Here is a 23,508-nt window from a genome sequence, read left to right on the forward strand (position 1 = left end):
CGCCCCCTTTTCGGATGTCGATCCATGCGATCACGGATCGACGTAGTGCATTCAAGCCGCCCGCGCCTCGCGAATGAGGCGCAGGATATCCTTCGCGGCTTCGGGGATGTTGGTCCCCGGCCCGAAGATCGCCTTGACCCCGGCCTTCTTGAGGAACGCGTAATCCTGCTGCGGGATGACGCCGCCGCAGATGACGAGGATATCGCCCGCCCCCTTCTCCTTCAGCGCCGCGATCAGCTTCGGCGCCAGCGTCTTGTGCCCCGCCGCCTGCGAGGAGATGCCGATGACATGCACGTCGTTGTCGACGGCGTCCTGCGCCGCCTCTTCCGGCGTCTGGAACAGCGGCCCAACATCGACGTCGAAGCCGATATCGGCGAAGGCGGTCGCGATCACCTTGGCGCCGCGATCGTGGCCGTCCTGCCCCATCTTGACGACGAGCATCCGGGGCCGCCGCCCCTCCTCCTCAGCGAAGGCTTCCACGTCCTTCTGGATCGCCGCGAAGCCCTCGTCGCCTTCATAGGCCGCGCCGTAGACGCCGGCGAGCGTCTTCACCTCGGCCCGGTGACGGCCGAACACCTTTTCCATCGCCATGCTGATCTCTCCTACGCTCGCCCGTGCCCGCGCCGCCTCGACCGCCGCTTCAAGAAGATTGCCGCCGTCCCTCGCGCGGCGTTCCAGTTCTGCCAGTGCCGCCTCGCATTTAGCGGTGTCACGCCTGGCGCGGATCTTTTCCAGCCGCGCCACCTGCGCGTCGCGAACCTTCATGTTGTCGACATCGAGGATGTCGATCTGGTCTTCCTTGGTCGGGCGGTACTTGTTCACCCCGACGACGACCTCGTCGCCCCGGTCGATCATCGCCTGACGCTTTGCTGCGGATTCCTCGATGCGGAGCTTCGGCATGCCGGAGGCAACGGCCTTGGTCATCCCGCCCATCGCCTCGACCTCCTCGATCAGCGCCCAGGCCTTGTCGGCCAGTTCCGCCGTCAGGCTTTCGACATAGTAGGACCCCGCCAACGGATCGACGACATGGGTGATCCCGGTCTCTTCCTGCAAGATCAACTGCGTGTTCCGCGCGATCCGCGCCGAGAACTCGGTCGGCAGCGCGATCGCCTCGTCGAGCGCGTTGGTGTGGAGCGACTGTGTGCCCCCGAGTGCCGCCGCCATCGCCTCGTAAGCGGTGCGGATGACGTTGTTGTAGGGGTCCTGCTCTTGCAGGCTGACGCCCGAGGTCTGGCAATGGGTGCGCAGCATCATCGAGCCCGGCTTCTTCGGATTGAACTCCGACATGATCCGGTGCCAGAGCAACCGCGCGGCGCGGAGCTTCGCGGCCTCCATGAAGAAGTTCATGCCGATGGCAAAGAAGAACGACAGCCGCCCGGCGAAGGCGTCCACGTCCATGCCGCGCGCGAGGGCGGCGCGAACGTATTCGCGCCCGTCGGCGAGTGTATAAGCCAGTTCCTGCACGAGGTTCGCGCCCGCCTCCTGCATGTGGTAGCCGGAGATCGAGATCGAGTTGAACTTCGGCATCTCGGCCGAGGTGTATTCGATGATGTCGGCAACGATCCGCATCGACGGTTCGGGCGGATAGACATAGGTGTTCCGCACCATGAATTCCTTGAGGATGTCATTCTGGATCGTGCCCGACAGTAGGCTCCGGTCCACCCCCTGCTCCTCGCCCGCGACGATGAAACTCGCGAGGATCGGAATCACCGCGCCGTTCATCGTCATGGAAACGCTGATCTTTTCGAGGGGAATGCCGTCAAAGAGGATCTTCATGTCCTCGACGCTGTCGATCGCCACGCCCGCCTTGCCGACATCGCCGACGACGCGCGGGTGGTCGCTGTCATAGCCCCGGTGGGTGGCGAGGTCGAAGGCGACCGAGACGCCCTGCTGACCGGCGGCGAGGTTCTTGCGGTAGAAGGCGTTCGATTCCTCGGCCGTGGAGAAGCCGGCATATTGACGGATCGTCCAGGGCCGTCCGGCATACATCGTCGCCTTGACCCCGCGCGTGAAGGGCGCGAGGCCGGGGACGGACCCCATATGGGCAAGGCTTTCCGTGTCCGCCTCGGTGTAAAGCGGTTTGACCGGGATTCCTTCGAGCGTGTCCCACGTCAACGTCTCGGGCGACCGCCCCTTCAGCTCCTTCTCCGCCAGCTGTGTCCACGCCGCCATCTTGTCCGTCATCGCATCATCCTTTCGTCGCGGCCGGTGGGTTCGTCGAACTTTCCGGCATAAGTCTTTGGCAATCCGTTCATTCCGCCTATATCTTGGGGAAAGGAGAGCCGATGAAATTTCTTGCCGCCCTCATCCTGTCCGGCCTTGTCGCCACCGTCGCGGAGGCGCAAGCCGCAGAGACCCCGGTGCTGGAGCCGATTCCGGCCGCCGGGGTGGAGTTGGACGATTTTCTGTGGCTGAAGCGCCCCATCGTCGTCTTCGCCGACAGCCCGAACGATCCCGCCTTCCAGCGCCAGCTTCTCAATCTTGCCGAAGATCCCGGCGAGCTCATCAAACGCGACGTGGTGATCCTGATCGACGCAGACCCCAAGACCCCGTCCGAGGCACGCGAAACCCTGCGCCCGCGCGGCTTCTCCATGGTGCTTCTCGACAAGGACGGCGCGGTGAAGCTCCGCAAGCCCCTGCCCTGGAGCGTGCGCGAGATCGTGCATGCAATCGACAAGTTCCCCCTGAGGCAGCAGGAGATCCTTGACCAGCGCGCCCTGCGGTAGCGCCTGGGGGCCGGGCACCGGGTCACACCCGCACCTCCGGTTCCAACACCAGAATGGCGTCTTTCGGCAAGGTCGGCGCGAACTCTTCCAGCTTCGCGCGCATTTCAGGGGCGTAGGCCGGGTCGGTCGCATAAAGTGCCACGACCCAGTCGCCCAGCGCGCCGCGCGGATTTTCCATCCGCAGTTCACCGACGCGCACCCAGTCCGGCCCGACCGCCGAAGCGAACCACTTGTCGTAGATCAGCGCGGCCTGGACGGCGTGGGCGGCCGCCAGAGGTCCGGCCCAGCCTGGCGCGGGCGGCACGGGGCCGAAGCGGATCTTGCGCGCCTCGGCCGAACCGAGCCCCCAGATATCGAGCACATAGTTAGGATTGCTCCAGGACACCCGGCCGAGATCGTTCACCGCGACAGGCACCTTCAGGTAATCCTGCACCAGTCGCCCCATCTGCGCCTGCTGCAAGTAAATTGCCCGGGTGTTCCAGCCATAGGGCCCCCAAAGCGTGGGAAGGTAGGCAAGCCCTGCCGCGAGGCCAGCTACCAACGCGATCGTATGCATTGCGCCGCGGCGCGTGCCGTCAACGGCCGTCGCAGCCAGAAGCAGCACCCCGACGAGGCATGCCAGAACGTAGGGTTCATACCTGTGCATCCAGCCGATCTGGCCGAGGACCAGATGCCCGGCGGCGCTGATCCAGGCGACCGCCAGGACCCAGCCGGTCGCCCCTCGCCGCAAGCCGGGAAAGGCGATGAACATGCCGAGGCTCGCGACAAGCAGAGCGGCCATGATCATGCCCGCAGGCTTGGAGAGATTGACCAGAACCCCAACGACGACGCGCAGCGCGATCCCGCCTTCGGGATCAAGCCCCGCCGTCTTGGCCAGAACCGAACTTGGCAGCGGATCGAGGCCCAGTCCGATCAGGAACAGGCTGAAGGCAACCACGCAGCCGACAGCGCCGACAGCAATCAGCGCCCCCGCCCGCCGCTCTCGGTTCAGGGCCAGTGCGACGGCGGTCGTGAGCGCCAGTGCGAGCCCCTCGTACCGCAGAAGCGGGGCGGCGATCGCCGCCGCGACGAACCAGACCGCGACGCCGCGTCCCGTCATTACCTGCCAGAGGCCGAGAACGATCATCAGGCTCGCAAGCATATGCGGCGCGGCCTCCATCCCGGTATAGCCGACGCCCGACATGTTCAGGTAGATCGGACCCGCCGCGGCCGAGATTGTGCCCAATTTTCCCGAGAGGCCCGCTTCCGCCACGATCCGCCCCCAGACCCAACCGCAGCCGGCGACCGCGAGCGCGTTCCAGAAAAGCGGCAGCAAGCGCTGGAACTCCGTATCCGGAAACGGCACCAGCAGGAACGGATAGAGGATCGACGAGGCCGCAGAGGCCGCCTCCCCCGCATTCACACCATAGGTGCCATGGGCGATGTTCGAGGCCATTGCGAGGTGGATATAGACATCGTCGAGCGGGTATTCGAAAACCCCGGCGCGCAGAAAAGCCAGCACCTCGAGGCCGACAAGACCCGCGAGCGCCGCGATCAGCCCGAAGAGGGGATAGGCTGGGGGCTTCGCCGCCGTCATCTCACTCGAACTCCATGATCACGTCGTCGACCTTGAGGCTCGCCCCCGCCGACGCCGCGATCTTCTTGATGACGCCCTTCTTCTCGGCGCGCAGGATGTTCTCCATCTTCATCGCCTCGACGGTGGCGAGCGCCTGGCCTTCCTGCACTTCCTGCCCCTCCTCGACGCTGATCTTCACGATCAGGCCCGGCATCGGGCACAGGAGGAATTTCGACGTGTCGGGCGGCAGTTTCTCCGGCATCAGCCGGCCAAGCTCGGCCTGGCGCGGGGTCCGGACATGGACCTTGAGGTCGGCGCCGCGGGTGCGGATGCGGAAGCCGGACGGGATCTTGCCGACCTTCAGCACGACCGGTTCCCCGTCCACGTCGAGCCGCGCGAGCGTCTGGCCCGGCGTCCAGTCCGAGGTCACGCGGTGGCTGGTGCCGTCGTCGAAATGCACCGTTGCCCCGTCGCGGTCGGCCGAGATCTTCACCGCGATCTCCTCTCCCTGAAGTCCGACGACCCAGTCGTCGCCAACATGGCGTTCGTGGTTGCCGAGCGTGCCGGAAATGCGGGCGCGCCGGATCTCCGCCACCCGGTTCATCGCGGCGGCCGAGGCGGCGACCTTGCGAAGCTGGCCCATCGGCAGCATAACGCCCTGGAAGCCGTCGGGATATTCCTCGGCGATGAACGCCGTGGTCATCGCACCCTCGACGAAGCGGGGATGGTCCATCACTGCCGAGAGGAATGGCAGGTTGTGGCCAATCCCCTCCACCTCGAACGTGTCGAGCGCGACGCGCATCCCCTCGATCGCCTCGCCCCGGGTCGGCGCCCAGGTGCAGAGCTTCGCGATCATCGGGTCGTAATACATGGAGATCTCGCCGCCCTCGTAGACGCCGGTATCGTTGCGGACGACGCCCGTCGCCGTCGCGGCCTCGACCGGCGGGCGGTAGCGGGTGAGACGGCCGATCGAGGGCAGGAAGTTGCGATAGGGATCCTCGGCATAAAGCCGGCTTTCCATCGCCCAGCCGTTGATCTTCAGGTCCTTCTGCGCGAAGGGCAGCTTCTCGCCCGCCGCGACGCGGATCATCTGCTCGACCAGATCGACGCCGGTGATCAACTCGGTCACCGGATGCTCCACCTGAAGGCGGGTGTTCATTTCGAGGAAGTAGAAATTGCGGCTTCCGTCGACGATAAATTCGACCGTGCCGGCGGAGGTATAGCCCACCGCTTTCGCGAGCGCGCAGGCCTGTTCGCCCATCGCCTTGCGGGTGGCCTCGTCGAGGAACGGGCTCGGCGCTTCCTCGATCACCTTCTGGTTCCGCCGCTGGATCGAGCATTCACGCTCATGCAGGTAGACGCAGTTGCCGTGCTTGTCGGCCAGGACCTGGATCTCGATATGCCGGGGCTGGGTGACGAATTTCTCGATGAAGATGCGGTCGTCGCCGAAACTGCTGGCGGCCTCGTTCTTCGAGGACTGGAAGCCGTCGCGCGCCTCGCCGTCGTTCCAGGCGATGCGCATGCCCTTGCCGCCGCCGCCGGCGGAGGCCTTGATCATCACCGGATAGCCGATCTCGTTGGAGATCTTCACCGCCTCGTCGGCATCGGCGATCAGGCCCATGTAGCCCGGCACGGTCGACACGCCAGCCTCCTGCGCGAGTTTCTTCGAGGTGATCTTGTCGCCCATCGCCTCGATCGCCGGGGACGGCGGGCCGACGAAGACGACACCTTCCTTCTCAAGCGCCTCCGCGAACTTCATGTTCTCGCTGAGAAACCCGTAGCCGGGATGCACCGCCTCGGCCCCTGTCTGGCGGATCGCCTCCATGATCTTGTCGATCACGATATAGGACTGCGCGGCGGGCGGCGGACCGATATGGACCGCCTCGTCGGCCATCCGGACGTGGAGGGCATCGCGGTCGGCATCGGAATAGACGGCCACCGTCTTGATCCCCATCTTTCGCGCCGACTTGATGACGCGACAGGCAATCTCGCCCCGGTTCGCGATCAGGATCTTCTTGAACATCTCCGTCCCCTCTTCTCAGGCCGCGCCAGAGTTTGCCCCGGCCGCGAAAACAAAAAGACCACCGTGGCGGAAAGCCACGATGGTCCGGTCATAAGTCCGTTCGGGGCGGTTATAGCCCCGGATCAGCGCATCAGTTGCAGATGCCCGCGTCGTCGCAGAACACGCCAGCGCCAGCGCCGATGATCGCGCCGGTGACGGCGCTGTTGCCTGTCGCGTCCGCGATGACCGCGCCGGCGGCCGCGCCGGCGACGCCGCGCTCGGCGTCGTTATTGAGGCACCCGGCAAGGGCGCCGACAAGCGCCAATGCAACGATGGATTTGGTGAACCGCATACCGCTCTTCCTTCAGCTAGGTTTCTTATGCGGACACACTTTATCCTATCCGCGGAAACGCGGAAGTGAAATCGCCGTGAAAAACACCGATCGGCGGCAGGTCGCCGACGCAACCCCGCCCCTGCGCTGAACAAAAGTGGCCTGACCCCGAGGGGGCCAGGCCGTAGAGAAGGGGAAGGGTAACGGTTTTGACAAATCGGGGCGCAATGCTTGCTGTAGGGTGACGCCCCACAAACAGCTTGTCCGCCATGCGCCGATTGCGCAAACGCAAAGTTTCCGAATGCGAAACGATCGGCAATATCGCGCCCAAACACGGCATAGTTGCGCGGGTTCATGCCTAATCCTCCGCCTCGAATATGTCGGGGAAGGACGCGCGGGCGCGGCCCACGTCGATTTTCAGGAGCGCGTCATAGCTTTCAGGGTCGAACGGGTCCTCGGCCGGAATCACCTCGCGGCCGAACAGCCAGCTCAGCCGCCCGGCATCGAGATTGCCGCGCTCGAAGGGCTCCTCGCCGAAATGCTCCCAGAGCGCGGCCATGAAGCCGAGGTCCGCGCGCTTGTCGACCGGGCTCCGGTCGCGGAAGCGTTCGCGCGAGATGAGCTTCGTCGCCCCCTTCGGGTTACCGCGCCGGATGACGAACTGGAAATCGGTGCCGGGAAGACGGCCGGGAAAACCGCGATGTTTCAGCATGTTGCACCCTCCCGAGTCAAGGGGCGCAGCAGATCCGGGTTCCGGCGCGGGGCCGGAACCCGGCGGGCAGCGTCAGCCGCCGTACTTGCCGGTGAACACAGGCTCGGCCGAGACCGGCTGTTCTGCGTAGACCACTTCCTTTTCCTTGGCGGCGCAAGCCGCGAGGAATGCAACGACGACACAAGCGAAAATCGCCTTACTGGACATGTCTTTCTCCTGCTCACTGTGGCGGACGCGCGGTTGGCCGCGTTCTCCCGCCGGTCTGTTCCGTCATGAGCCGCGCCATCGCGGCCTGATGCGATCATAGTCGAAGCGGGTTCGTAGGCACATGGTGCGCATGCCAAGGCCGAAAGCTGTGGCGGGGCGGCATCACAAGGGCCGGGCACGACCTGGAAACCCGCAAGATGTTGAGGCTTCATCAGAAAGGCTCCCAGACGCAGTGACCGTCTTCGATGCTGTAGGCCTCGAAGAACTGGGTGGCATCGGGGGCCGCCTCGCCGAACAGCACCGCGCGGTCGGAGAGCGAAATGACGATCTGCGCCGGTGCCGGGCCGGTCGAGGGCAGGCGCGGCAGCGCGTAGGTGTCGCAAAGCCAGAGCATGTCTGCCTGCGCCGCCTCGGCATCGACGCTGCCGCCCACCTTCGTGATGCCGGGGGCGACAAAGCGGAAGCGCACGGCGAGCCCCTCGGTTCCGGGCGCCGACTGCACGGTTTCGAGAAAGCTGATCTCCTGCCCCGACGGCGGCACGATCCCGGCCGGCGCCACCGGCGCCTGCTCTTCCGTTCCTCCCAGCGCAAACCATAGCATGATGAGTAAAACCACTCCTCCCAAAGCCCCGACGACCCGGATCATGTGCCGCCCGCATCGCGCGGCGGCTCCGCCCGCAATGCCCTCCAATGGCCAGCTACATGCCCCATCTCACCCTCCCCGAACGACCATCAAAGGGGGATGTTGTCGTGCTTCTTCCACGGATTGGAAAGCTTCTTCATCCGCAGGGACGCGAAGGCGCGGGCCACCCGCTTCCGGGTCGAATGCGGCATGATCACCTCGTCGATGAAGCCCTTCTCGGCGGCGACGAAGGGATTGGCGAAGCGATCCTCGTAATTCTTCGTGCGCCCCGCGATCTTCTCCCTGTCGGCAAGTTCGCTGCGATAAAGGATCTCGACCGCCCCCTTGGCGCCCATCACCGCGATCTCGGCGGTGGGCCAGGCATAGTTGAAGTCCCCGCGCAGGTGCTTGGATGCCATGACGTCATAGGCGCCGCCATAGGCCTTGCGGGTGATGACCGTGACCTTCGGCACCGTCGCCTCGCCATAGGCAAAGAGAAGCTTCGCGCCGTGCTTGATGACGCCGCCATATTCCTGCCCCGTCCCCGGCAGGAAGCCCGGCACGTCGACAAAGGTCAGGATCGGGATTTCGAACGCATCGCAGAAGCGCACGAACCGCGCCGCCTTGCGCGAACTGTCGATGTCGAGGCATCCGGCGAGGACCATCGGCTGGTTCGCCACGACGCCAACGGTCTGGCCCTCGATGCGGATGAAGCCGGTGATGATGTTGGCCGCGTAATCCTTCTGGATCTCGTAGAAATCGCCCTCGTCCGCGATCTTCAGGATCAGCTCCTTCATGTCGTAGGGCTGGTTCGGATTGTCCGGGACCAGCGTGTCGAGGCTGTCCTCCACCCGCGCCACGTCGTCGAAGAAAGGCCGTGTCGGCGCCTTGTCGCGGTTGTTCAAGGGCAGGAAATCGACGAGCCGCCGGACCTCGTAGAGGGCCTCCACGTCGTTCTCGAAGGCGCCGTCGGCGACCGAGGACTTCTTGGTATGGGTCGAGGCGCCGCCAAGCTCCTCGGCCGTGACGATCTCGTTCGTTACGGTCTTCACGACGTCGGGGCCGGTCACGAACATGTAGGACGTGTCCTTCACCATGAAGATGAAGTCGGTCATCGCCGGCGAATAGACCGCGCCGCCCGCGCAGGGGCCCATGATCACGCTGATCTGCGGCACCACGCCCGACGCCATGATGTTGCGCTGGAAGACTTCCGCATAGCCGGCGAGCGAGGCAACGCCTTCCTGGATCCGGGCGCCGCCGGAATCGTTCAGCCCGATCACCGGCGCGCCGTTCTGCATCGCCATGTCCATGATCTTGCAGATCTTCTGGGCGTGGGTTTCCGAGAGCGAACCGCCGAAGACCGTGAAGTCCTGGCTGAACACATAGACCATGCGGCCGTTGATGGTGCCCCAGCCGGTGACGACGCCGTCACCCGAGGGCCGGTCCGCCTCCATCCCGAAATCGGTGCAGCGATGGGCGACGAACATGTCGAATTCCTCGAACGACCCCTCGTCGAGCAAGAGTTCGATCCGTTCGCGCGCGGTCAGCTTGCCGCGGGCGTGCTGCGCGTCGATCCGACGCTGGCCGCCACCAAGGCGCGCCGTGGCGCGACGGGCTTCGAGCTGTCCCAGAATATCCTTCATCTTGTCCCCCCTCAGGCGATTGGCGCAAACTAGCCCGCGACTCCGCGACAAAAAAGCAGTTTCCCGAAAATTTGCAACATCTACGCAATGCGCGATTTGCTAATCGCAAATTTGCGTATTCTTATGCGCCCTTCCCGCCGCTGCCGCGCCGGAATATAGCAGGCCAATCCCCGCCGCACACGGACATCATGAGCTGGCTTCCCATCCCCGTCGTCACGATCGGCCTTCTCGTCGCCTCGAACGTCTTCATGACATTCGCCTGGTATGGCCATCTGAAGTTCAAGTCCGCGCCGCTGATCGTGGTCATCCTTGTCAGCTGGGGGATCGCCCTCTTCGAATATATCCTGCAGGTGCCGGCAAACCGCCTCGGGCACAGCCAGTTTTCGGCGGCGGAACTGAAGACCATCCAAGAGGTGATCACCCTGTCGGTCTTCGCGGTCTTCTCCGTCACCTACCTCAAGGAAAGCCTGAGCTGGAACCATGCCGTCGGCTTCGCGCTGATCGGCGCGGGCGCGTTCTTCATCTTCCACAAATGGGCGTGAGTCGCGCCGCACATCGCGTTGTGCGTTTCCGACGCTGGACAAGGCAATCCTGCGCCCATACGCCTTCGGAATGAGCATGTCCGCCCGCCCCCCCGTCCGATTTCTCGACCGCGCCACACCGCCACACATCGTAACCCTTGTGGTGGTGACGGGAATCTCGGCGCTGACGATGAACATCTTCCTGCCATCGCTGCCCGGCATGACCGCATTCTTTCAGACCGACTACCGGCTGATGCAGCTGTCGGTCTCGCTCTATCTCGGCGTCAGCGCGCTTTTGCAGATCGTCGTCGGCCCGATTTCGGACCGCTATGGCCGCCGCTCGGTCTTGCTGTGGTCGACGTTGCTCTTTCTCGTCGCCACGCTCGGGACCATATTCGCGCCGACCGTCGGCGTGTTCCTCGCGTTCCGGATGATGCAGGCCGTTGTCGCTGCCGGAATGGTGCTGAGCCGCGCGGTGATCCGCGACATGGTTCCGGCGGAAGAGGCCGCCTCCATGATCGGCTATGTGACGATGGGGATGGCTCTGGTGCCGATGGTCGGGCCGATGATCGGCGGTGTCCTCGACGAAGCCTTCGGCTGGCAGGCGAATTTCATCCTTCTCTTCCTGCTTGGCGCCGCGACGCTCTGGCTGATCTGGAGCGATCTCGGCGAAACGTCGGCCGGGAACCGCTCTCGCTTCGCCGATCAGGTCAGGCAATACCCCGAGCTTCTCGGCTCTCCGCGCTTCTGGGGCTATTGCCTTGTCGCCGCCTTCTCGTCGGGGTCTTTCTTCGCCTATCTCGGCGGGGCGCCCTATGTCGGCAGCGAGATCTTCCACCTGTCGCCTGGACAGCTCGGCCTCTACATGGGCGCGCCGGCGGTCGGCTACGGGCTCGGCAACTACATCTCGGGGCGCTATTCGGTGCGGATCGGCATCGACCCGATGATCCTCGCCGGCACCGTGATCACGGTTGTCTTCATGGCACTTCTGACCGCCGCCGCGGCAGCGGGCCTCGCCGGGCCGAACCTTTTCTTCGGCGCCATGGTCTCGGTCGGGCTCGGCAACGGCATGGCGCTGCCCAATGCCAATGCCGGGATGCTGTCGGTCAGGCCGAGCCTCGCCGGCACCGCCTCGGGTCTGGGCGGCGCCATCATGATCGGCGGCGGCGCGGCATTATCGGCGCTTGCAGGCTGGGCCCTCGGCCTCGGCGGCGGCGCCACGCCGCTGGCGGCGCTGATGCTCGCCTGCTCGGTTTTCTCCGTCGCCTCGATTCTCCTGGTGATCCGGCGCAGCCGCCGGCTCGGTCTCTGACGCCTGCCCCGAAGCCATTGCGCAACTCGCAAAATCGGCTAACTTCGCCGGCAAATCTGCAAAGCCGGGATGAGGGCATGGATTTTACCGACGGACTCGTGTCCGGATTCGCTCCGCGGTTTCGATCCTTCGACGACGATCGGAAACGCTGCGTGGTTGCGGTCGTGGATCTGGAAGGATCCGGCAAGATCACGCGACAGCCCAACGCTCCCCTCTCCGTCGGCCATTGCGGCAGGGGCCACGGCTTGCCGATTGATCCCGGTTTTTCGGACAATTTCCGCACGGCGACAGGGAGCGCCTGATGGCCACGCAAAAACTCTATGCCGGTGTAAAGCTGCGGGAAACCCGCAACCGGCTCGGCCTGACGCAGAAAGCCTTCGCGACCAAGCTCGGCGTCTCGCTCCCCTATCTCAACCAGATGGAGAACAACCATCGCCCGGTCTCGGCCACGGTCGTTCTGGCCCTCGCGGGCGAATTCGGGCTCGACGTCACCGAACTTTCCGCCGGGGATGCCGAGCGCCTCGTCTCCGACATGCGCGAGGCGCTGGCCGATCCGGTCTTCGCCGACACGCCGCCACCGCTCGCCGACCTTCGCCTAGCCGCCTCGAACGCCCCCATGCTGGCCCGTGCCTTCCTGGAGCTTCACCGCGCCTACCGGCAGAACCACGAGCGCCTCGCCTCACTTGACGAGGCCCTGGGCCGCGATGGTGGCGCGATCAGCGCATCGCCCTGGGAAGAGGTCCGCGACTTCTTTCACTATTGCGACAATTACATCGACGCGGTGGATCGCGCGGCCGAACGCTTCGCGGCCCCGGACGGCAAACCCCTGGACCTCGAAAGGCAGGCCCGGGCACTGCTGTCCGCCCGTGGCATCGAATTGCGCTTTTCCGACAATCCGGACATTCGCGCCCTCGATGACCGAAGCCTCACGATTTCGACCCGCAGCGCCGTGCCGACGCAGCGCTTCCAGCTCCTTCATCAGATCGCGCTTCTCACGCAGGGAGAGCTGCTGGAGGCGACGCTCGACCTCGCCCGGTTTCAGACCGATACCGCGCGTTCGATCGCCAAGATCGGCCTCGCGAACTACTTCGCCGGTGCCGCCCTCCTGCCCTACCGCGCCTTCCTCGAAGCGGCCGAGGAAACGCGGCACGATCTGGAACGGTTGTCAGACCGGTTCGGCGCCTCGATCGAACAGGTCGCCCACCGGCTCTCGACGATGCAAAGGCCCGGAATGAAGGGCATTCCCTTCTTCTTCGTCCGCGTCGATCAGGCCGGCACGATCACCAAACGACATTCGGCCACGCGCCTCCAGTTCGCCCGGTTCGGCGGCGCCTGCCCCCTGTGGAACGTCCACCAGGCGTTCGAGACGCCGGGCCGTTTCCTGCGCCAGCTGGCCGAGACGTCCGACGGCGTGCGCTATCTCTGCCTCGCCCGCGACGTCTCCAAGCCCGGGGGGTCGTTCCACGCCCCAGTCCGGCGCTACGCCATCGGCCTCGGCTGCGAAATCAGCCATGCCAAGGGCCTCGTCTATGCCGATGACCTCGACCTGACCAATGCCCGCGCCTTCGAGCCGATCGGAATCTCCTGCCGGATCTGTGACCGGCGGGACTGTCATCAGAGGTCGGTCCCGCCGCTTGAACGGCAACTCCGCGTCGATCCGGACCGGCGCGGGATTCTGCCTTACGAGATCGGCTGAGATCAGGCCGCCGCGATCATCCGGTAAATCTCGTCCTTCAATGCCGCGCGCTTCTTGCGCATCTCGACCTCGGCGAACTGGTCGACCGGCTCGACGCCGGTCTCGGCCCGGTGCACCTCGCGGTTCAGCGCGTGGTATTCGTCCGCGAGCCTGGCGAAATGCGCATTGGAGATTTTCAGCGCGTGGATCTTCTCGGCCTCGGCGGGGAATTCCTCGTGCAGTTCGTGCGGGGTGTTCGACATGACCGCTGTTCCTTTCGTGCTGTCCCCTCCTTTCTGGCGCCGCTTCGGCTTGGGCTCTTTGACCTCGGTCAAACCGGCGCGACACCGGCGACGGGAACGGTCGGAAAAGCGGCGGCTCCGTGCTTGCGTCCGGCGTCCGGAACGATCAAGTTCGCCCGCGACTGACCACCGATCCGGCGCGCCCCAATGATCCTCCTCGAAGACGGCCCCAATGGCGCCCCGACGGCGTTCGATGCGCCCCGCGACCTGATCCGCGCCGATTCCGGGGCGGAGCTTGACGGCGCGCTCGCCGCGCTGGACGCCGCCCGCGCCGCGGGCCGCTGGCTCGCCGGTTTCGTCAGCTACGAGGCAGGCTATGCGTTCGAGCCGCGCCTTGCGCCTATGATGCCGCAGAACCGCCGGGTGCCGCTCCTCGCCTTCGGCGTCTATGACGCGCCGGGCGACGCGGCCCCCGTCCTCGCCCGCGCGGCAGATGAGGCGGGCGGCGCCGGGCTCAGCCCTGCCACCCCCGCCTGGGACGCGGGGGCGCATGGCGCGGCGCTTGCCCGGATCCTTGCCTATATCGGCGCGGGCGACATCTATCAGGCCAATCTGACCATGCCGATGCACGCCATGCGGACCGGCACCGCGCTCGGCCTCTACGGCGCGCTCGCGGCGCGCCAGCCGGTCCACCACGGCGGCATCGTCGCCCTGCCGGATCTGCCGGTCCTCATCTCGCGCTCGCCCGAGCTCTTCTTCGCCACCGATGCCGATGGCCGGATCGAGACCCGTCCGATGAAAGGCACCGCGCCGCGCGCCTCAAATCCCGCCCATGACGCGGCGCTCAGGCTCGACTTGCAGCAAAGCCTGAAGAACCGCGCCGAGAACCTTATGATCGTTGATCTTTTGCGCAACGATATCTCGCGGATCTGCGAGGTCGGCTCGGTGAAGGTGCCTGAGCTTTACGCCATCGAATCCTACACGACCGTGCACCAGATGGTCTCCCGCGTCACCGGCCAGATCCGCCCCGGCATCACGCCGGCGGCGCTTCTGCGCGCGCTCTTCCCCTGCGGCTCGATCACCGGCGCCCCGAAGATCCGGGCGATGGAGATCATCCGCGAACTCGAACCCGCCCCGCGCGGCGCCTATTGCGGCGCCATCGGCTGGATCGGCCCGAACGGCGCCGCGCGCTTCAACGTGGCGATCCGCACGCTGACGCTCTACGGTGAGAGCGAGGTCGAATTCGGCGTCGGCGGCGGCATCGTCGCGGATTCGACGCCCGAGGGCGAATACGAGGAGGCGCTGTGGAAAGCCCGGTTTGTAGAGCTGACACAAGGCTGATCGAGACCTTCGGATGGGACGGCGCCGGGTCTCGCCGCCTCGACGCCCATCTCGCCCGCGCCCGCGCTTCGGCGGGGGCGCTCGGCTTTCGCTGGAACCGGGCCGCCATCGACGACGCCCTCGCCACGATCGATGGGTCCGCGCCCCTTCGTGTCCGCCTCACGATCGGTCGCGCCGGGGACGCCGAGGTGACCACCGCCCCCCTCGCCCCGAACCCGCCCGAATGGCATCTGGTCGTCGCCGCCGACCGTCTCGATCCGGACGCTCCGCTCCGTCGTCACAAGACGACCGAGCGCGCGCTCTACGACCGAACCCGCGCCGCCCTGCCCCGGGGCATCGACGAGGCGCTTTTCCTCAACACGCGCGGCGAGGCCGCCGAAGGGACGATCACCAACCTCTTCGCCGATCTCGGCGACGGCCTTCTGACCCCGCCCCTCAGCTCGGGCTGCCTGCCCGGCATCCTGCGCGCCGAGCTTATCGCCTCGGGACGGGCGCGCGAAGCGGTCCTAAAAGCCGAAGATCTCGCCCGCGCGCGCCTCTACATGGGCAACGCCCTCCGCGGCCTCATCCCCGCGCGCTTCGCATAGCCCCTTGATCTTCTTCTTGTGAAAAATACTCAGGCCGGTCGGCTCGCCGCAGGCGGGACGAAACCGGACCTAGCGCTGTGCCACCTTCCAGCGCGGGCTCAACCACGGCTCGGAATTCGCCGGCGCCAGCATGCCGCGACCGAGCACGTGGTCGGCGACCTTCTCGCCCACCATGATCGACGGCGCGTTGAGGTTGCCGTTCGGGATGCGCGGGAAGACCGAACTGTCGGCGACGCGCAAGCCGTCGACGCCGATCACCTTCGCCTCGGCGTCCACCACCGCCATCGGATCGTCGCGCCGCCCCATCTTCGCGGTGCCGCAGGGGTGATAGGCGCTTTCGGCATGCTCGCGGATGAAGGCGTCGATCTCCTCGTCGGTCCCGACCGCCGCGCCGGGCTGGATCTCGTGGCGGACGAAGGGTGCGAACGCCTCCTGCGCGAAGATCTCCCGCGTCAGCCGCACGCATCTGCGGAATTCCACCCAGTCGTCGGGATGCGACATGTAGTTGAAGCGGATTTCGGGCGCCGCCTTCGGATCGGCCGAGCGCAGCGTCACAGCCCCCCGCGATTTCGAGCGCATCGGCCCGGTATGGGCCTGGAACCCGTGCCCTTCCGCCGCCGCCTTGCCATCGTAGCGCACCGCGATCGGCAGGAAGTGATACTGGATGTCGGGATAATCGACCCCCTTGTCCGAGCGGATGAAGGCCGCGCTTTCGAACTGGTTCGACGCGCCAAGCCCGGTGCCGGTGAAAAGCCACTGCGCCCCGACGAAGGCCTTGCCCCAGAGGTTCCAGTACTTGTAAAGCGTGATCGGCTGTTTCGAGGCATATTGCATATAGATTTCAAGGTGATCCTGAAGGTTCGCCCCGACACCCGGCCGATCCGCCAGAACCTCGATCCCATGCGCACCAAGATGTGCGCCCGGACCCACGCCCGACAGCATCAGAAGCTTCGGCGTGTTGATCGACGACGCGGCGAGGATCACCTCGGCCCGTGCGCCGATCACCTCGAGATTGCCGCCACGCTCGACCTCGACGCCGATGGCGCGGCCGTCGCGGATCACCACCTTGCGGGCCAGCGCCCGGACCAGGGTGCAATTGGCGCGCTTCAGCGCCGGCTTCAGATAGGCATTCGCCGCGGACCAGCGCCGGCCCTTCCAGATCGTCGCCTCCATCGGTCCGAAGCCTTCCTGCTTCTCGCCGTTGTAATCCGATGTCACCTCGTAGCCGGCCTGCCGCCCGGCCTCGACGAAGGCGTGGAAAAGGGGGTTGCTCCGCGGGCCGCGCGTGACATGCAAGGGCCCGTTCGCGCCGCGGAATTCGCCCGCGGCACCGTTACCGCCGTGCCAGGTCTCCATCCGCCGGAAGTAGGGCAGAACGTCGGCGTAGGACCAGCCAGTCGCTCCAGCTTCGGCCCAGTGGTCGAAATCCTTCGCATGGCCCCGCACGAAGACCATGCCGTTGATCGAGGACGAGCCGCCGATCACCTTGCCGCGCGGCGTGGCGAGCGTGCGGCCGCCGAGATGCGGCTCCGGCTCCGTCCGGTAGCCCCAGTCGTAGATCCCCATGTTCATCGGGTAGGAGAGCGCACCCGGCATCTGGATGAAGGGGCCCGCATCCGACCCGCCATGCTCCACGACGATCACGCTCCGTCCCGCCTCGGCCAGCCGGTAAGCCACCGCGCAACCGCCGGAGCCTGCGCCGACGACGATGTAATCCGCTTCCATCACACCCCTGCCCCCAATTCGCGCTCAAGACATTCAAGGACGACGGCCGCCGCCGCCGCCCCGTCCGGCACCCCGCCCTTCAGCGCCTCGCGGATATAGACCCCGTCGATCATCGCGCCGAGCACATGGGCCACATCGCCCGCCCGCGCCCCGACGAGCGGCCGGAGCGACTGGACGAGGTTGGAGCGCAAGCGGCCCTGATAGATCGCGAGCAGGCGTCGCGCCTCCGGCTGGGTCTGCGCGAGAACGTAGAAATTCAGCCAGGCGCCGATCACCTCGCGGCGGAAGCTCGACGTCGCGAAGCTTGCCCGCACGATGGCCTGAAGCCGGCCCTTCGGCCCCTCGGCGGCGGCCAGCGCGCCGCGCACCTCGGCCCCGTAAAGCGTGAGGATATGGCGCATCGCGGCGAGGAAGATCTGTTCCTTCGAGCCAAAGTAATGGTGCGCGAGGGCCGAGGACATGCCGGCCCGCTTGGCGATCTGGCTCACCGTCACGTCGAGCGAACCGGCGCGCCCGATCTCGGTGATCGTCGCCTTCACCAGTGCCGCCTTGCGAATCGGCTCCATTCCAACCTTCGGCATCAGACCCGCCTTTCCGAATGAGACCATATTCGCTAGCCGATCCTTTATTGACTCGTCAATCAATAAAAATAGACCTCGCTGGGTCAAAGTCCCTTTTTCCTTTGCGGAACTTGGTCTAGGTTTGCGCCCACTCCAATCTGGCGGGCCCCTCCCCGGGGTTCGAGACTGCTCTTGCCAAGGCCGGAAGCCCGCCGCCTGACGAAACACCAAACAAGAAAACAGGGAGCAACAAAGGATGACCTTTTCCTCCAACCTCCGGACGACGCTACTTGCCGGCGCCGCGCTGGCGCTGTCGGCACCAGCCTTCGCAGCGGGCTGCGACAAGGTGATCTTCTCGGATGTCGGCTGGACCGACATCACGGCGACGACCGCCGCGACGACCACCATTCTCAACGCGCTCGGCTACGAGACCGAGGTGAAGATCCTCTCGGTCCCGGTCACCTATACCGGTCTCGCCCAGGGCGATATCGACGTCTTCCTCGGCAACTGGATGCCGACGATGGAGGCCGATATCGCGCCCTACCGCGAGGCCGGCACGGTCGAGACGGTGCGCACCAACCTCGTCGGCGCGAAATACACTCTGGCGACCAACGAGGCCGGCGCAGGCCTCGGGATCAGCGATTTCGGCAACATCGCCGAATACAGGGACGAACTCGACGCCAAGATCTACGGAATCGAGCCCGGCAATGACGGCAACCGGCTGATCCTCGACATGATCACGAACGACCAGTTCGGCCTGTCGGATTTCGAGCTCGTCGAAAGCTCGGAACAGGGGATGCTCGCCCAGGTCGCGAAGGCGGACGGCGACGGCGAGCCGATCGTCTTTCTCGGCTGGGAACCGCACCCGATGAACGCGAACTTCAAGATGACCTATCTCTCGGGCGGCGACGAAGTCTTCGGCCCGAATTTCGGCGGGGCCGAGGTCGCGACCAATACCCGCGCGGGCTATGTGGCCGAATGCCCGAATACCGGCAAGTTGCTGCAAAACCTCGAATTCTCGCTCGCGATGGAGAACGAGATCATGGGCGCCATCCTCAATGACGGCGAAGACCCGAACGACGCCGCCAAGGCTTGGCTCGCCGGCCACAAGGAGGTGCTCGGCCCCTGGCTCGACGGCGTGACGACCAAGGACGGCGGCGACGCGATGGCCGCGGTCGAGGCGGCGCTCAACTGATCCGGCCACGGCCTTCCGCCCCGGCGGGCAGAAGGCCGTTCACGACCATGCCGGATGGCCGGACGCAACCGGCCACCGGCTTTTCCTCAGGGAGGGCGCGGGGATGGAATGGCTGACTGACAGCAAGATTCCGGTCGGCAAGGCCGCCAAACAGACATTCGACTGGCTCAAGGACAATGCCGAGCCGATATTCGACGGCATGTCGCAGGTGATGGAATGGCTGATCGCCGCGATCCTCTGGGTGCTGCAAACGCCGCATCCGCTGGTCATCGTCGCCGCCTTCGTCGCGTTGACCTGGGTCTTGCAGAAAAGCTGGAAGACCTGCCTTCTGATCCTCGCGGGGTTCCTCTTCATTCTCAATCAGGGCTACTGGAAGGAAACCACGGAAAGCCTGACACTGGTGCTTTCCTCCTGCGTCGTCTGCATGGCTGTGGGCGTGCCCATCGGCATAGCGGCGGCGCACAGGCCGAGGCTTTATGCCTGGATGCGTCCCATCCTGGACCTGATGCAGACGCTGCCGACCTTCGTCTATCTGATCCCGGCCATTGTATTCTTCGGCATCGGCATGGTGCCGGGGCTGATCGCCACCGTGATCTTCGTCCTTCCGGCTCCGATCCGGCTCACCCATCTCGGGATATCCTCGACGCCACAGCCTCTTCTCGAAGCCGTCACGGCCTTCGGCGGCACCAGGCGCCAGACCCTCTGGAAGGTCGAACTTCCCTACGCGCTGCCGCAGATCATGGCGGGGCTGAACCAGACGATCATGCTCTCGCTTTCGATGGTGGTCATCGCCGCCCTCGTCGGCGCCAACGGGCTTGGCGTCCCGGTCGTCCGCGCGCTGAACTCGGTCAACACCGCGCTCGGGTTTGAGTCCGGCTTCATCATCGTCGTGGTCGCGATCATGCTCGACCGGATGCTCCGGATCGGAGGTGCGAAATGACAGTCGCGGTCGAGTTCGACAAGGTCAACATCGTCTTCGGCGATCATCCAGAACAGGCGTTGCCCCTGATGGATGAAGGGCTGGACCGGCCGGAGATCCAGCGCCGGACCGGTCAGGTGTTGGGAGTCCACAACTGTTCGCTGACGGTGGAAACCGGCGAAATCCTCGTCCTCATGGGTCTCTCTGGGTCCGGCAAGTCGACGCTCCTGCGCGCGGTGAACGGCCTGAACCCGGTCTGCCGCGGCAGGGTCACCATCCATGACGAGGGCTGGTCCTGCGAGGTCGGCCATGCCTCGGTGCCCGACCTTCTCAGGGTACGGCGCGAATGCGTGGCGATGGTGTTCCAGCAATTCGGGCTTTTGCCGTGGCGAACGGTACACGAGAATGTCGGCCTCGGCCTCGAACTCGCCGGCCAAAGCCCAGCCGAACGGCGGGAAAAGGTCGATCAGCAACTTGCCCTTGTCGGCCTTTCCGACTGGGCGGACCGCAAGGTGGGCGAGCTTTCGGGCGGCATGCAGCAACGCGTCGGCCTCGCCCGCGCGTTCGCGACCGAGGCGCCGATCCTCCTCATGGACGAACCCTTCTCGGCCCTCGACCCCCTGATCCGCACCCGGCTTCAGGACGAGCTTTTGGAACTTCAGGACAAGCTCCGCCGCACGATCATCTTCGTCAGCCACGACCTCGACGAAGCCTTCAAGATCGGCAACCGGATCGCGCTGATGGAGGGCGGGCGCATCGTCCAGTGCGGCACCGCCCGCGAGATCATCGCCAACCCGGCCTCGGACTACGTGGCGGATTTCGTCGCCCACATGAACCCCCTGGGCGTGCTCCGCGCCTCGGACATCATGCAGCCCGGCCCGGCCCGTGCGCCGAACGCGCCCGAGGTCCATCCCGACACCCCGGTGCGCGAGGTGATGGAGCGACTGCGCGAGGTTCCGGCCCTCGCCGTCACCGACGGCGGCAAGACGCTCGGCCGGATCACGCGGGAAAGCGTGATCGGACGGCTCCTCGACCCGCGCGGCTAGAGCTTCGCGGCCTCCGGCGTGGGCGTCACCGCGCGACGTCGCAACTGCGCCTCGCGCCAGGTCATGTAGCTGATCGCTGCGATGATCATCGCGCCGCCCGCCAGGACAAAGGGATCGACCGCCTCGCCGAAGACGAGGGCGCCGAGGAGTGTCGCCCAGACGAGTTGCAGGAAGACCACCGGCTGGGTCACCGCCAGGGGTGCCGCAACGAAGGCGCGGGTCATGCAGTAATGTCCCGCCGTCGCGAAAAGCGTGACGAGGACAAGGATCGCGATCTGCGTCAGATCGGGCGTCACCCACACCGTGAGCGCGGGAATGAAAAGCCCGATCGCCACCGTCAGCGACATCATCGCCACGACCTCCGTCGCCGAGGCCAAGGCCGACAGCCGCTTGACCATCAGGTAGGAACAGCCAAAGATGATCGCCGCACTCAACTGCGCCAGATGCCCCGAGGAAAGCTCCCTCAGCCCCGGCCGGAGCACGATCAGCGCCCCGAGCAGCGCCACCGCAATCGCGGTCAGGCGCCGCGCCGCGAGCTTCTCGCCCAGAAGGACCGCCGCGCCGAGCGTCACCACGATGGGGTTGAGGTATCCGATCGCGGTGACCTCCGCCACCGGCAGCCGCGCCATCGCGTAAAACCAGAGCGCGGTCGCGAGCGAATGCAGCGCGCCCCGCGCCGCGAAGAGCGGCAGCGCGCCTTTCGGCAGCCCCGCGCGAAAGACCCGAGCCAGCACCGGTGCCAGAAGGATCGAGCCGAAGACGAAGCGCAGGAAGGCCGACTCGGCGGCCGGCAGCCCGGTGCCCAAATAGCGCACCGATCCCGTCACCGCGACGAAACAGAGCCCGGTCGCGAGCATCCAGAGAACCCCTTCGACGGGGCGATTTGCGGGATCATCGTTCATGGCGCGACATGACGCGATCCGGCGGTCTTGTGCAAGGTCAACCGACCGCAAGTGTCACGGCGATCGACCACATCACCACACCGACCCCGGCATCAAGCACCCGCCACGCCAGCGGGCGCGCGAAGACTGGCGCAAACACCCTCGCGCCAAAGCCCAGCGCGAGGAAGAAGGCGAAGGAGGCGAGCGCCGCGCCCGCGCCGAACTCCACCGCCCGGCCCGGATACTGCATCGAAATCGATCCGATCAACACGACCGTATCGAGCCAGACATGCGGATTGGCCCAGGTGATGAGCGCGAGGAGGCCGAGGACCTGCGGCAAGGGTTGCGCCTCCCCCCGCGCCACCGAGAGTGTCCCGTTACCGCGCCAGGCGGCGCGCAACGACCGCGCGCCGTACCAGAGGAGGAAGGCGACCCCGCCCCAGCGCAGGGTCGGCGCGACCCAAGGGGCGATGGCGGCAAGCGTGCCGATCCCCGCCACTCCCGCAGAGATCAGCACCGCATCGGAGCCGGCACAGAACAGGCAAACCGCCAGAACGTGCTCGCGTCGCAATCCCTGCCGCAGGACGAAGGTATTCTGCGCGCCGATCGCCATGATCAGCCCCAAAGACAGTTGGAATCCGGCCAGAAACGCCAGTGACATCACGCTCTCCCAAGGTTCGGTTCGACCCGGTCTAGCGATCGCCCATGATTTCGTCTAATTAATCTGATAGTCTTTGGATTAGAATCTCTAATGTTCGACTACGACCAACTCCAGGCCCTCGCGGCGATCCTTCGCACCGGCAGTTTCGACGGCGCGGCCGCGGAGCTTCACGTCACCTCCTCGGCGATCTCGCAGCGCATCCGCGCGCTCGAGGACCGCCTCGGCACGGCTCTGGTGATCCGCGCGCAGCCCTGCCGCGCCACCGAGGCCGGCGCGCGGCTTGCGCGGCATGTAGACGACGTGCGGCTTCTGGAAGCGGCGGTGAAGGGCGATCTCGGCGGCAGGAGCGGCGCCGCGCGCGTGCGCATCGCGGTCAACGCCGACAGCCTCGCCACCTGGTTCCTGCCGGCCCTCGCCGCCGTTCCGGGCCTTCTTTACGATGTCATCATCGACGACCAGGATCATTCCGCCGACTGGCTCCGGCGCGGCGAGGTGCAGGCGGCCGTTACCGCCCATGAGAGCGCCGTCACCGGCTGCGACCTCTACCCGCTCGGGCGGATGCGCTACAACGCGACGACAAGCCCCGGTTTCGTGGAGCAATGGTTCGCGGAGGGCGTCACGGCCGAGACGCTGGCCCGCGCGCCCGCCCTGACCTTCAACCGCAAGGACCGGTTGCAACGCGACTGGGCGCGCCAGGTCGTCGGCCGCCCGGTGGTCGTGCCCACCCATCTCCTCGCCTCGAGCCAGGGCTTCGTCGATGCCGCCCGGCTCGGCCTCGGATGGGGAATGATTCCCGAGCTTCTGATCCGGGACGATCTCGCCTCCGGCCGCCTCGTGCCGCTCGTGCCCGGCGCCCCGCTCGACACACCGCTCGTGTGGCAGGTCGGCCGCCTGACCGGCGCCGCCCTCGCCCCGCTCACCTCGGCAATTCGCCGCTCGGCCGCGGCCGCCCTGCTGCCAGCCGCACCCTGAGGCTCATTTCACTTTGCAAAAAATACCTCCGCCGGAGGCACCGGGCCGCCCCCGGGGCGGCCCGCAACGACAT

At 66.0% G+C, this 23,508-nt stretch carries 24 protein-coding genes; 11 read left to right on the plus strand and 13 right to left on the minus strand.

What is annotated here, in order from left to right; translation table 11 throughout:
* Window positions 1-51: 51 nt before the first annotated feature.
* The gene (gene scpA, locus V5734_RS14565; RefSeq protein ID WP_347310365.1) at window positions 52-2,184 is read right to left on the minus strand and encodes a methylmalonyl-CoA mutase; all 2,133 of its coding nucleotides are present in this window, start codon (window positions 2,182-2,184) and stop codon (window positions 52-54) included.
* A 101-nt stretch (window positions 2,185-2,285) separates the two neighbouring features.
* Here scpA and V5734_RS14570 point away from each other — a divergent pair, with 101 nt between their 5' ends.
* Window positions 2,286-2,726 carry a DUF4174 domain-containing protein gene (locus tag V5734_RS14570; RefSeq protein WP_347310366.1) on the plus strand — a complete coding sequence of 147 codons (441 nt, stop codon included), beginning with the start codon at window positions 2,286-2,288 and terminating at the stop codon, window positions 2,724-2,726.
* Window positions 2,727-2,748: 22 nt separating this feature from the next.
* On the opposite strand, the gene V5734_RS14575 is transcribed toward V5734_RS14570, so the two are convergent.
* From V5734_RS14575 to V5734_RS14605, 7 genes are all read right to left on the minus strand, one after another.
* On the minus strand, window positions 2,749-4,302 hold the full coding sequence (locus V5734_RS14575; protein ID WP_347310367.1) for a hypothetical protein: 1,554 nt from the start codon (window positions 4,300-4,302) through the stop codon (window positions 2,749-2,751).
* Between the two features lies 1 nt (window position 4,303).
* Window positions 4,304-6,304 carry an acetyl/propionyl/methylcrotonyl-CoA carboxylase subunit alpha gene (locus V5734_RS14580; protein ID WP_347310368.1) on the minus strand — a complete coding sequence of 667 codons (2,001 nt, stop codon included), beginning with the start codon at window positions 6,302-6,304 and terminating at the stop codon, window positions 4,304-4,306.
* Window positions 6,305-6,434: 130 nt separating this feature from the next.
* On the minus strand, window positions 6,435-6,635 hold the full coding sequence (locus V5734_RS14585) for a hypothetical protein (protein WP_347310369.1): 201 nt from the start codon (window positions 6,633-6,635) through the stop codon (window positions 6,435-6,437).
* Between the two features lie 337 nt (window positions 6,636-6,972).
* Window positions 6,973-7,326 (minus strand): hypothetical protein, encoded by a 354-nt coding sequence (locus V5734_RS14590; protein ID WP_347310370.1) that lies wholly within the window; start codon window positions 7,324-7,326, stop codon window positions 6,973-6,975.
* A gap of 72 nt (window positions 7,327-7,398) precedes the next feature.
* Entirely contained in the window at window positions 7,399-7,533 is a 135-nt protein-coding gene (locus V5734_RS14595; protein ID WP_347310371.1) for a hypothetical protein, read from the minus strand.
* A 211-nt stretch (window positions 7,534-7,744) separates the two neighbouring features.
* On the minus strand, window positions 7,745-8,134 hold the full coding sequence (locus V5734_RS14600; RefSeq protein ID WP_347310372.1) for a DUF6497 family protein: 390 nt from the start codon (window positions 8,132-8,134) through the stop codon (window positions 7,745-7,747).
* Window positions 8,135-8,265: 131 nt separating this feature from the next.
* Window positions 8,266-9,798, minus strand: coding sequence for an acyl-CoA carboxylase subunit beta (locus V5734_RS14605; protein WP_347310373.1), 1,533 nt, complete (start codon window positions 9,796-9,798; stop codon window positions 8,266-8,268).
* 188 nt (window positions 9,799-9,986) lie between these two features.
* Here V5734_RS14605 and V5734_RS14610 point away from each other — a divergent pair, with 188 nt between their 5' ends.
* The 4 genes from V5734_RS14610 to V5734_RS14625 all read left to right on the plus strand — a co-directional run bounded on the left by V5734_RS14610 (window position 9,987) and on the right by V5734_RS14625 (window position 13,327).
* Window positions 9,987-10,340, plus strand: a complete 354-nt coding sequence (locus V5734_RS14610) for a DMT family protein (RefSeq protein ID WP_347310374.1) — start codon at window positions 9,987-9,989, stop codon at window positions 10,338-10,340.
* A gap of 76 nt (window positions 10,341-10,416) precedes the next feature.
* Complete coding sequence (locus V5734_RS14615; RefSeq protein ID WP_347310375.1) at window positions 10,417-11,631, plus strand: multidrug effflux MFS transporter; 1,215 nt, start codon at window positions 10,417-10,419, stop codon at window positions 11,629-11,631.
* A gap of 77 nt (window positions 11,632-11,708) precedes the next feature.
* Entirely contained in the window at window positions 11,709-11,933 is a 225-nt protein-coding gene (locus tag V5734_RS14620) for a hypothetical protein (protein WP_347310376.1), read from the plus strand.
* Entirely contained in the window at window positions 11,933-13,327 is a 1,395-nt protein-coding gene (locus tag V5734_RS14625) for a helix-turn-helix domain-containing protein (protein WP_347310377.1), read from the plus strand. Before V5734_RS14620 ends, V5734_RS14625 begins: the two co-directional genes overlap by 1 nt.
* Before the next feature lie 2 nt (window positions 13,328-13,329).
* Here V5734_RS14625 and V5734_RS14630 read toward each other — a convergent pair whose 3' ends face one another.
* Window positions 13,330-13,569, minus strand: coding sequence for a YdcH family protein (locus tag V5734_RS14630; protein WP_347310378.1), 240 nt, complete (start codon window positions 13,567-13,569; stop codon window positions 13,330-13,332).
* A 186-nt stretch (window positions 13,570-13,755) separates the two neighbouring features.
* Between V5734_RS14630 and V5734_RS14635 the strand changes: the two genes are divergently transcribed.
* Both V5734_RS14635 and V5734_RS14640 read left to right on the plus strand, forming a co-directional pair.
* Entirely contained in the window at window positions 13,756-14,889 is a 1,134-nt protein-coding gene (locus V5734_RS14635; RefSeq protein ID WP_347310379.1) for an aminodeoxychorismate synthase component I, read from the plus strand.
* Window positions 14,853-15,476, plus strand: a complete 624-nt coding sequence (locus V5734_RS14640) for an aminotransferase class IV family protein (protein WP_347310380.1) — start codon at window positions 14,853-14,855, stop codon at window positions 15,474-15,476. Before V5734_RS14635 ends, V5734_RS14640 begins: the two co-directional genes overlap by 37 nt.
* 69 nt (window positions 15,477-15,545) lie before the next feature.
* On the opposite strand, the gene betA is transcribed toward V5734_RS14640, so the two are convergent.
* Window positions 15,546-17,201 carry a choline dehydrogenase gene (gene betA / locus V5734_RS14645; RefSeq protein WP_347310381.1) on the minus strand — a complete coding sequence of 552 codons (1,656 nt, stop codon included), beginning with the start codon at window positions 17,199-17,201 and terminating at the stop codon, window positions 15,546-15,548.
* On the minus strand, window positions 17,201-17,782 hold the full coding sequence (gene betI / locus V5734_RS14650; protein WP_347310382.1) for a choline-binding transcriptional repressor BetI: 582 nt from the start codon (window positions 17,780-17,782) through the stop codon (window positions 17,201-17,203). Before betI ends, betA begins: the two co-directional genes overlap by 1 nt.
* Before the next feature lie 235 nt (window positions 17,783-18,017).
* Here betI and choX point away from each other — a divergent pair, with 235 nt between their 5' ends.
* The 3 genes from choX (at window position 18,018) to choV (ending at window position 20,921) form a co-directional block, all read left to right on the plus strand.
* Entirely contained in the window at window positions 18,018-18,956 is a 939-nt protein-coding gene (gene choX / locus V5734_RS14655; RefSeq protein WP_347310383.1) for a choline ABC transporter substrate-binding protein, read from the plus strand.
* 103 nt (window positions 18,957-19,059) lie between these two features.
* Window positions 19,060-19,896: a choline ABC transporter permease subunit gene (gene choW / locus V5734_RS14660; protein WP_347310384.1), complete on the plus strand. Its 837-nt coding sequence runs from the start codon at window positions 19,060-19,062 to the stop codon at window positions 19,894-19,896.
* Window positions 19,893-20,921, plus strand: coding sequence for a choline ABC transporter ATP-binding protein (gene choV / locus V5734_RS14665; protein ID WP_347310385.1), 1,029 nt, complete (start codon window positions 19,893-19,895; stop codon window positions 20,919-20,921). The genes choW and choV overlap by 4 nt, the downstream gene beginning before the upstream one ends.
* On the opposite strand, the gene V5734_RS14670 is transcribed toward choV, so the two are convergent.
* The gene (locus V5734_RS14670) at window positions 20,918-21,823 is read right to left on the minus strand and encodes a DMT family transporter (RefSeq protein ID WP_347310386.1); all 906 of its coding nucleotides are present in this window, start codon (window positions 21,821-21,823) and stop codon (window positions 20,918-20,920) included. The two genes, choV and V5734_RS14670, sit on opposite strands and share 4 nt — an antisense overlap.
* A gap of 37 nt (window positions 21,824-21,860) precedes the next feature.
* On the minus strand, window positions 21,861-22,463 hold the full coding sequence (locus V5734_RS14675) for a LysE/ArgO family amino acid transporter (RefSeq protein ID WP_347310387.1): 603 nt from the start codon (window positions 22,461-22,463) through the stop codon (window positions 21,861-21,863).
* Between the two features lie 90 nt (window positions 22,464-22,553).
* Between V5734_RS14675 and V5734_RS14680 the strand changes: the two genes are divergently transcribed.
* Complete coding sequence (locus V5734_RS14680) at window positions 22,554-23,435, plus strand: LysR family transcriptional regulator ArgP (RefSeq protein WP_347310388.1); 882 nt, start codon at window positions 22,554-22,556, stop codon at window positions 23,433-23,435.
* Window positions 23,436-23,508: the final 73 nt, after the last annotated feature.

The sequence above is a fragment of the Defluviimonas sp. SAOS-178_SWC genome, assembly GCF_039830135.1.
In the GTDB taxonomy this organism is placed as follows: Bacteria; Pseudomonadota; Alphaproteobacteria; order Rhodobacterales; family Rhodobacteraceae; genus Albidovulum.

Coding starts and splice junctions, on each gene's coding strand:
- V5734_RS14595 (WP_347310371.1), bottom strand. CDS start 7,533: ATGTCCAGTAAGGCGATTTTCGCTTGTGTCGTCGTTGCATTCCTCGCG.
- V5734_RS14600 (WP_347310372.1), bottom strand. CDS start 8,134: ATGCTATGGTTTGCGCTGGGAGGAACGGAAGAGCAGGCGCCGGTGGCG.
- V5734_RS14590 (WP_347310370.1), bottom strand. CDS start 7,326: ATGCTGAAACATCGCGGTTTTCCCGGCCGTCTTCCCGGCACCGATTTC.
- V5734_RS14620 (WP_347310376.1), top strand. CDS start 11,709: ATGGATTTTACCGACGGACTCGTGTCCGGATTCGCTCCGCGGTTTCGA.
- V5734_RS14625 (WP_347310377.1), top strand. CDS start 11,933: ATGGCCACGCAAAAACTCTATGCCGGTGTAAAGCTGCGGGAAACCCGC.
- V5734_RS14585 (WP_347310369.1), bottom strand. CDS start 6,635: ATGCGGTTCACCAAATCCATCGTTGCATTGGCGCTTGTCGGCGCCCTT.
- V5734_RS14635 (WP_347310379.1), top strand. CDS start 13,756: ATGATCCTCCTCGAAGACGGCCCCAATGGCGCCCCGACGGCGTTCGAT.
- V5734_RS14580 (WP_347310368.1), bottom strand. CDS start 6,304: ATGTTCAAGAAGATCCTGATCGCGAACCGGGGCGAGATTGCCTGTCGC.
- scpA (WP_347310365.1), bottom strand. CDS start 2,184: ATGACGGACAAGATGGCGGCGTGGACACAGCTGGCGGAGAAGGAGCTG.
- V5734_RS14570 (WP_347310366.1), top strand. CDS start 2,286: ATGAAATTTCTTGCCGCCCTCATCCTGTCCGGCCTTGTCGCCACCGTC.
- V5734_RS14575 (WP_347310367.1), bottom strand. CDS start 4,302: ATGACGGCGGCGAAGCCCCCAGCCTATCCCCTCTTCGGGCTGATCGCG.
- V5734_RS14615 (WP_347310375.1), top strand. CDS start 10,417: ATGTCCGCCCGCCCCCCCGTCCGATTTCTCGACCGCGCCACACCGCCA.
- V5734_RS14675 (WP_347310387.1), bottom strand. CDS start 22,463: ATGTCACTGGCGTTTCTGGCCGGATTCCAACTGTCTTTGGGGCTGATC.
- choV (WP_347310385.1), top strand. CDS start 19,893: ATGACAGTCGCGGTCGAGTTCGACAAGGTCAACATCGTCTTCGGCGAT.
- betI (WP_347310382.1), bottom strand. CDS start 17,782: ATGCCGAAGGTTGGAATGGAGCCGATTCGCAAGGCGGCACTGGTGAAG.
- V5734_RS14630 (WP_347310378.1), bottom strand. CDS start 13,569: ATGTCGAACACCCCGCACGAACTGCACGAGGAATTCCCCGCCGAGGCC.
- betA (WP_347310381.1), bottom strand. CDS start 17,201: ATGGAAGCGGATTACATCGTCGTCGGCGCAGGCTCCGGCGGTTGCGCG.
- V5734_RS14605 (WP_347310373.1), bottom strand. CDS start 9,798: ATGAAGGATATTCTGGGACAGCTCGAAGCCCGTCGCGCCACGGCGCGC.
- V5734_RS14610 (WP_347310374.1), top strand. CDS start 9,987: ATGAGCTGGCTTCCCATCCCCGTCGTCACGATCGGCCTTCTCGTCGCC.
- V5734_RS14680 (WP_347310388.1), top strand. CDS start 22,554: ATGTTCGACTACGACCAACTCCAGGCCCTCGCGGCGATCCTTCGCACC.
- choX (WP_347310383.1), top strand. CDS start 18,018: ATGACCTTTTCCTCCAACCTCCGGACGACGCTACTTGCCGGCGCCGCG.
- choW (WP_347310384.1), top strand. CDS start 19,060: ATGGAATGGCTGACTGACAGCAAGATTCCGGTCGGCAAGGCCGCCAAA.
- V5734_RS14670 (WP_347310386.1), bottom strand. CDS start 21,823: ATGAACGATGATCCCGCAAATCGCCCCGTCGAAGGGGTTCTCTGGATG.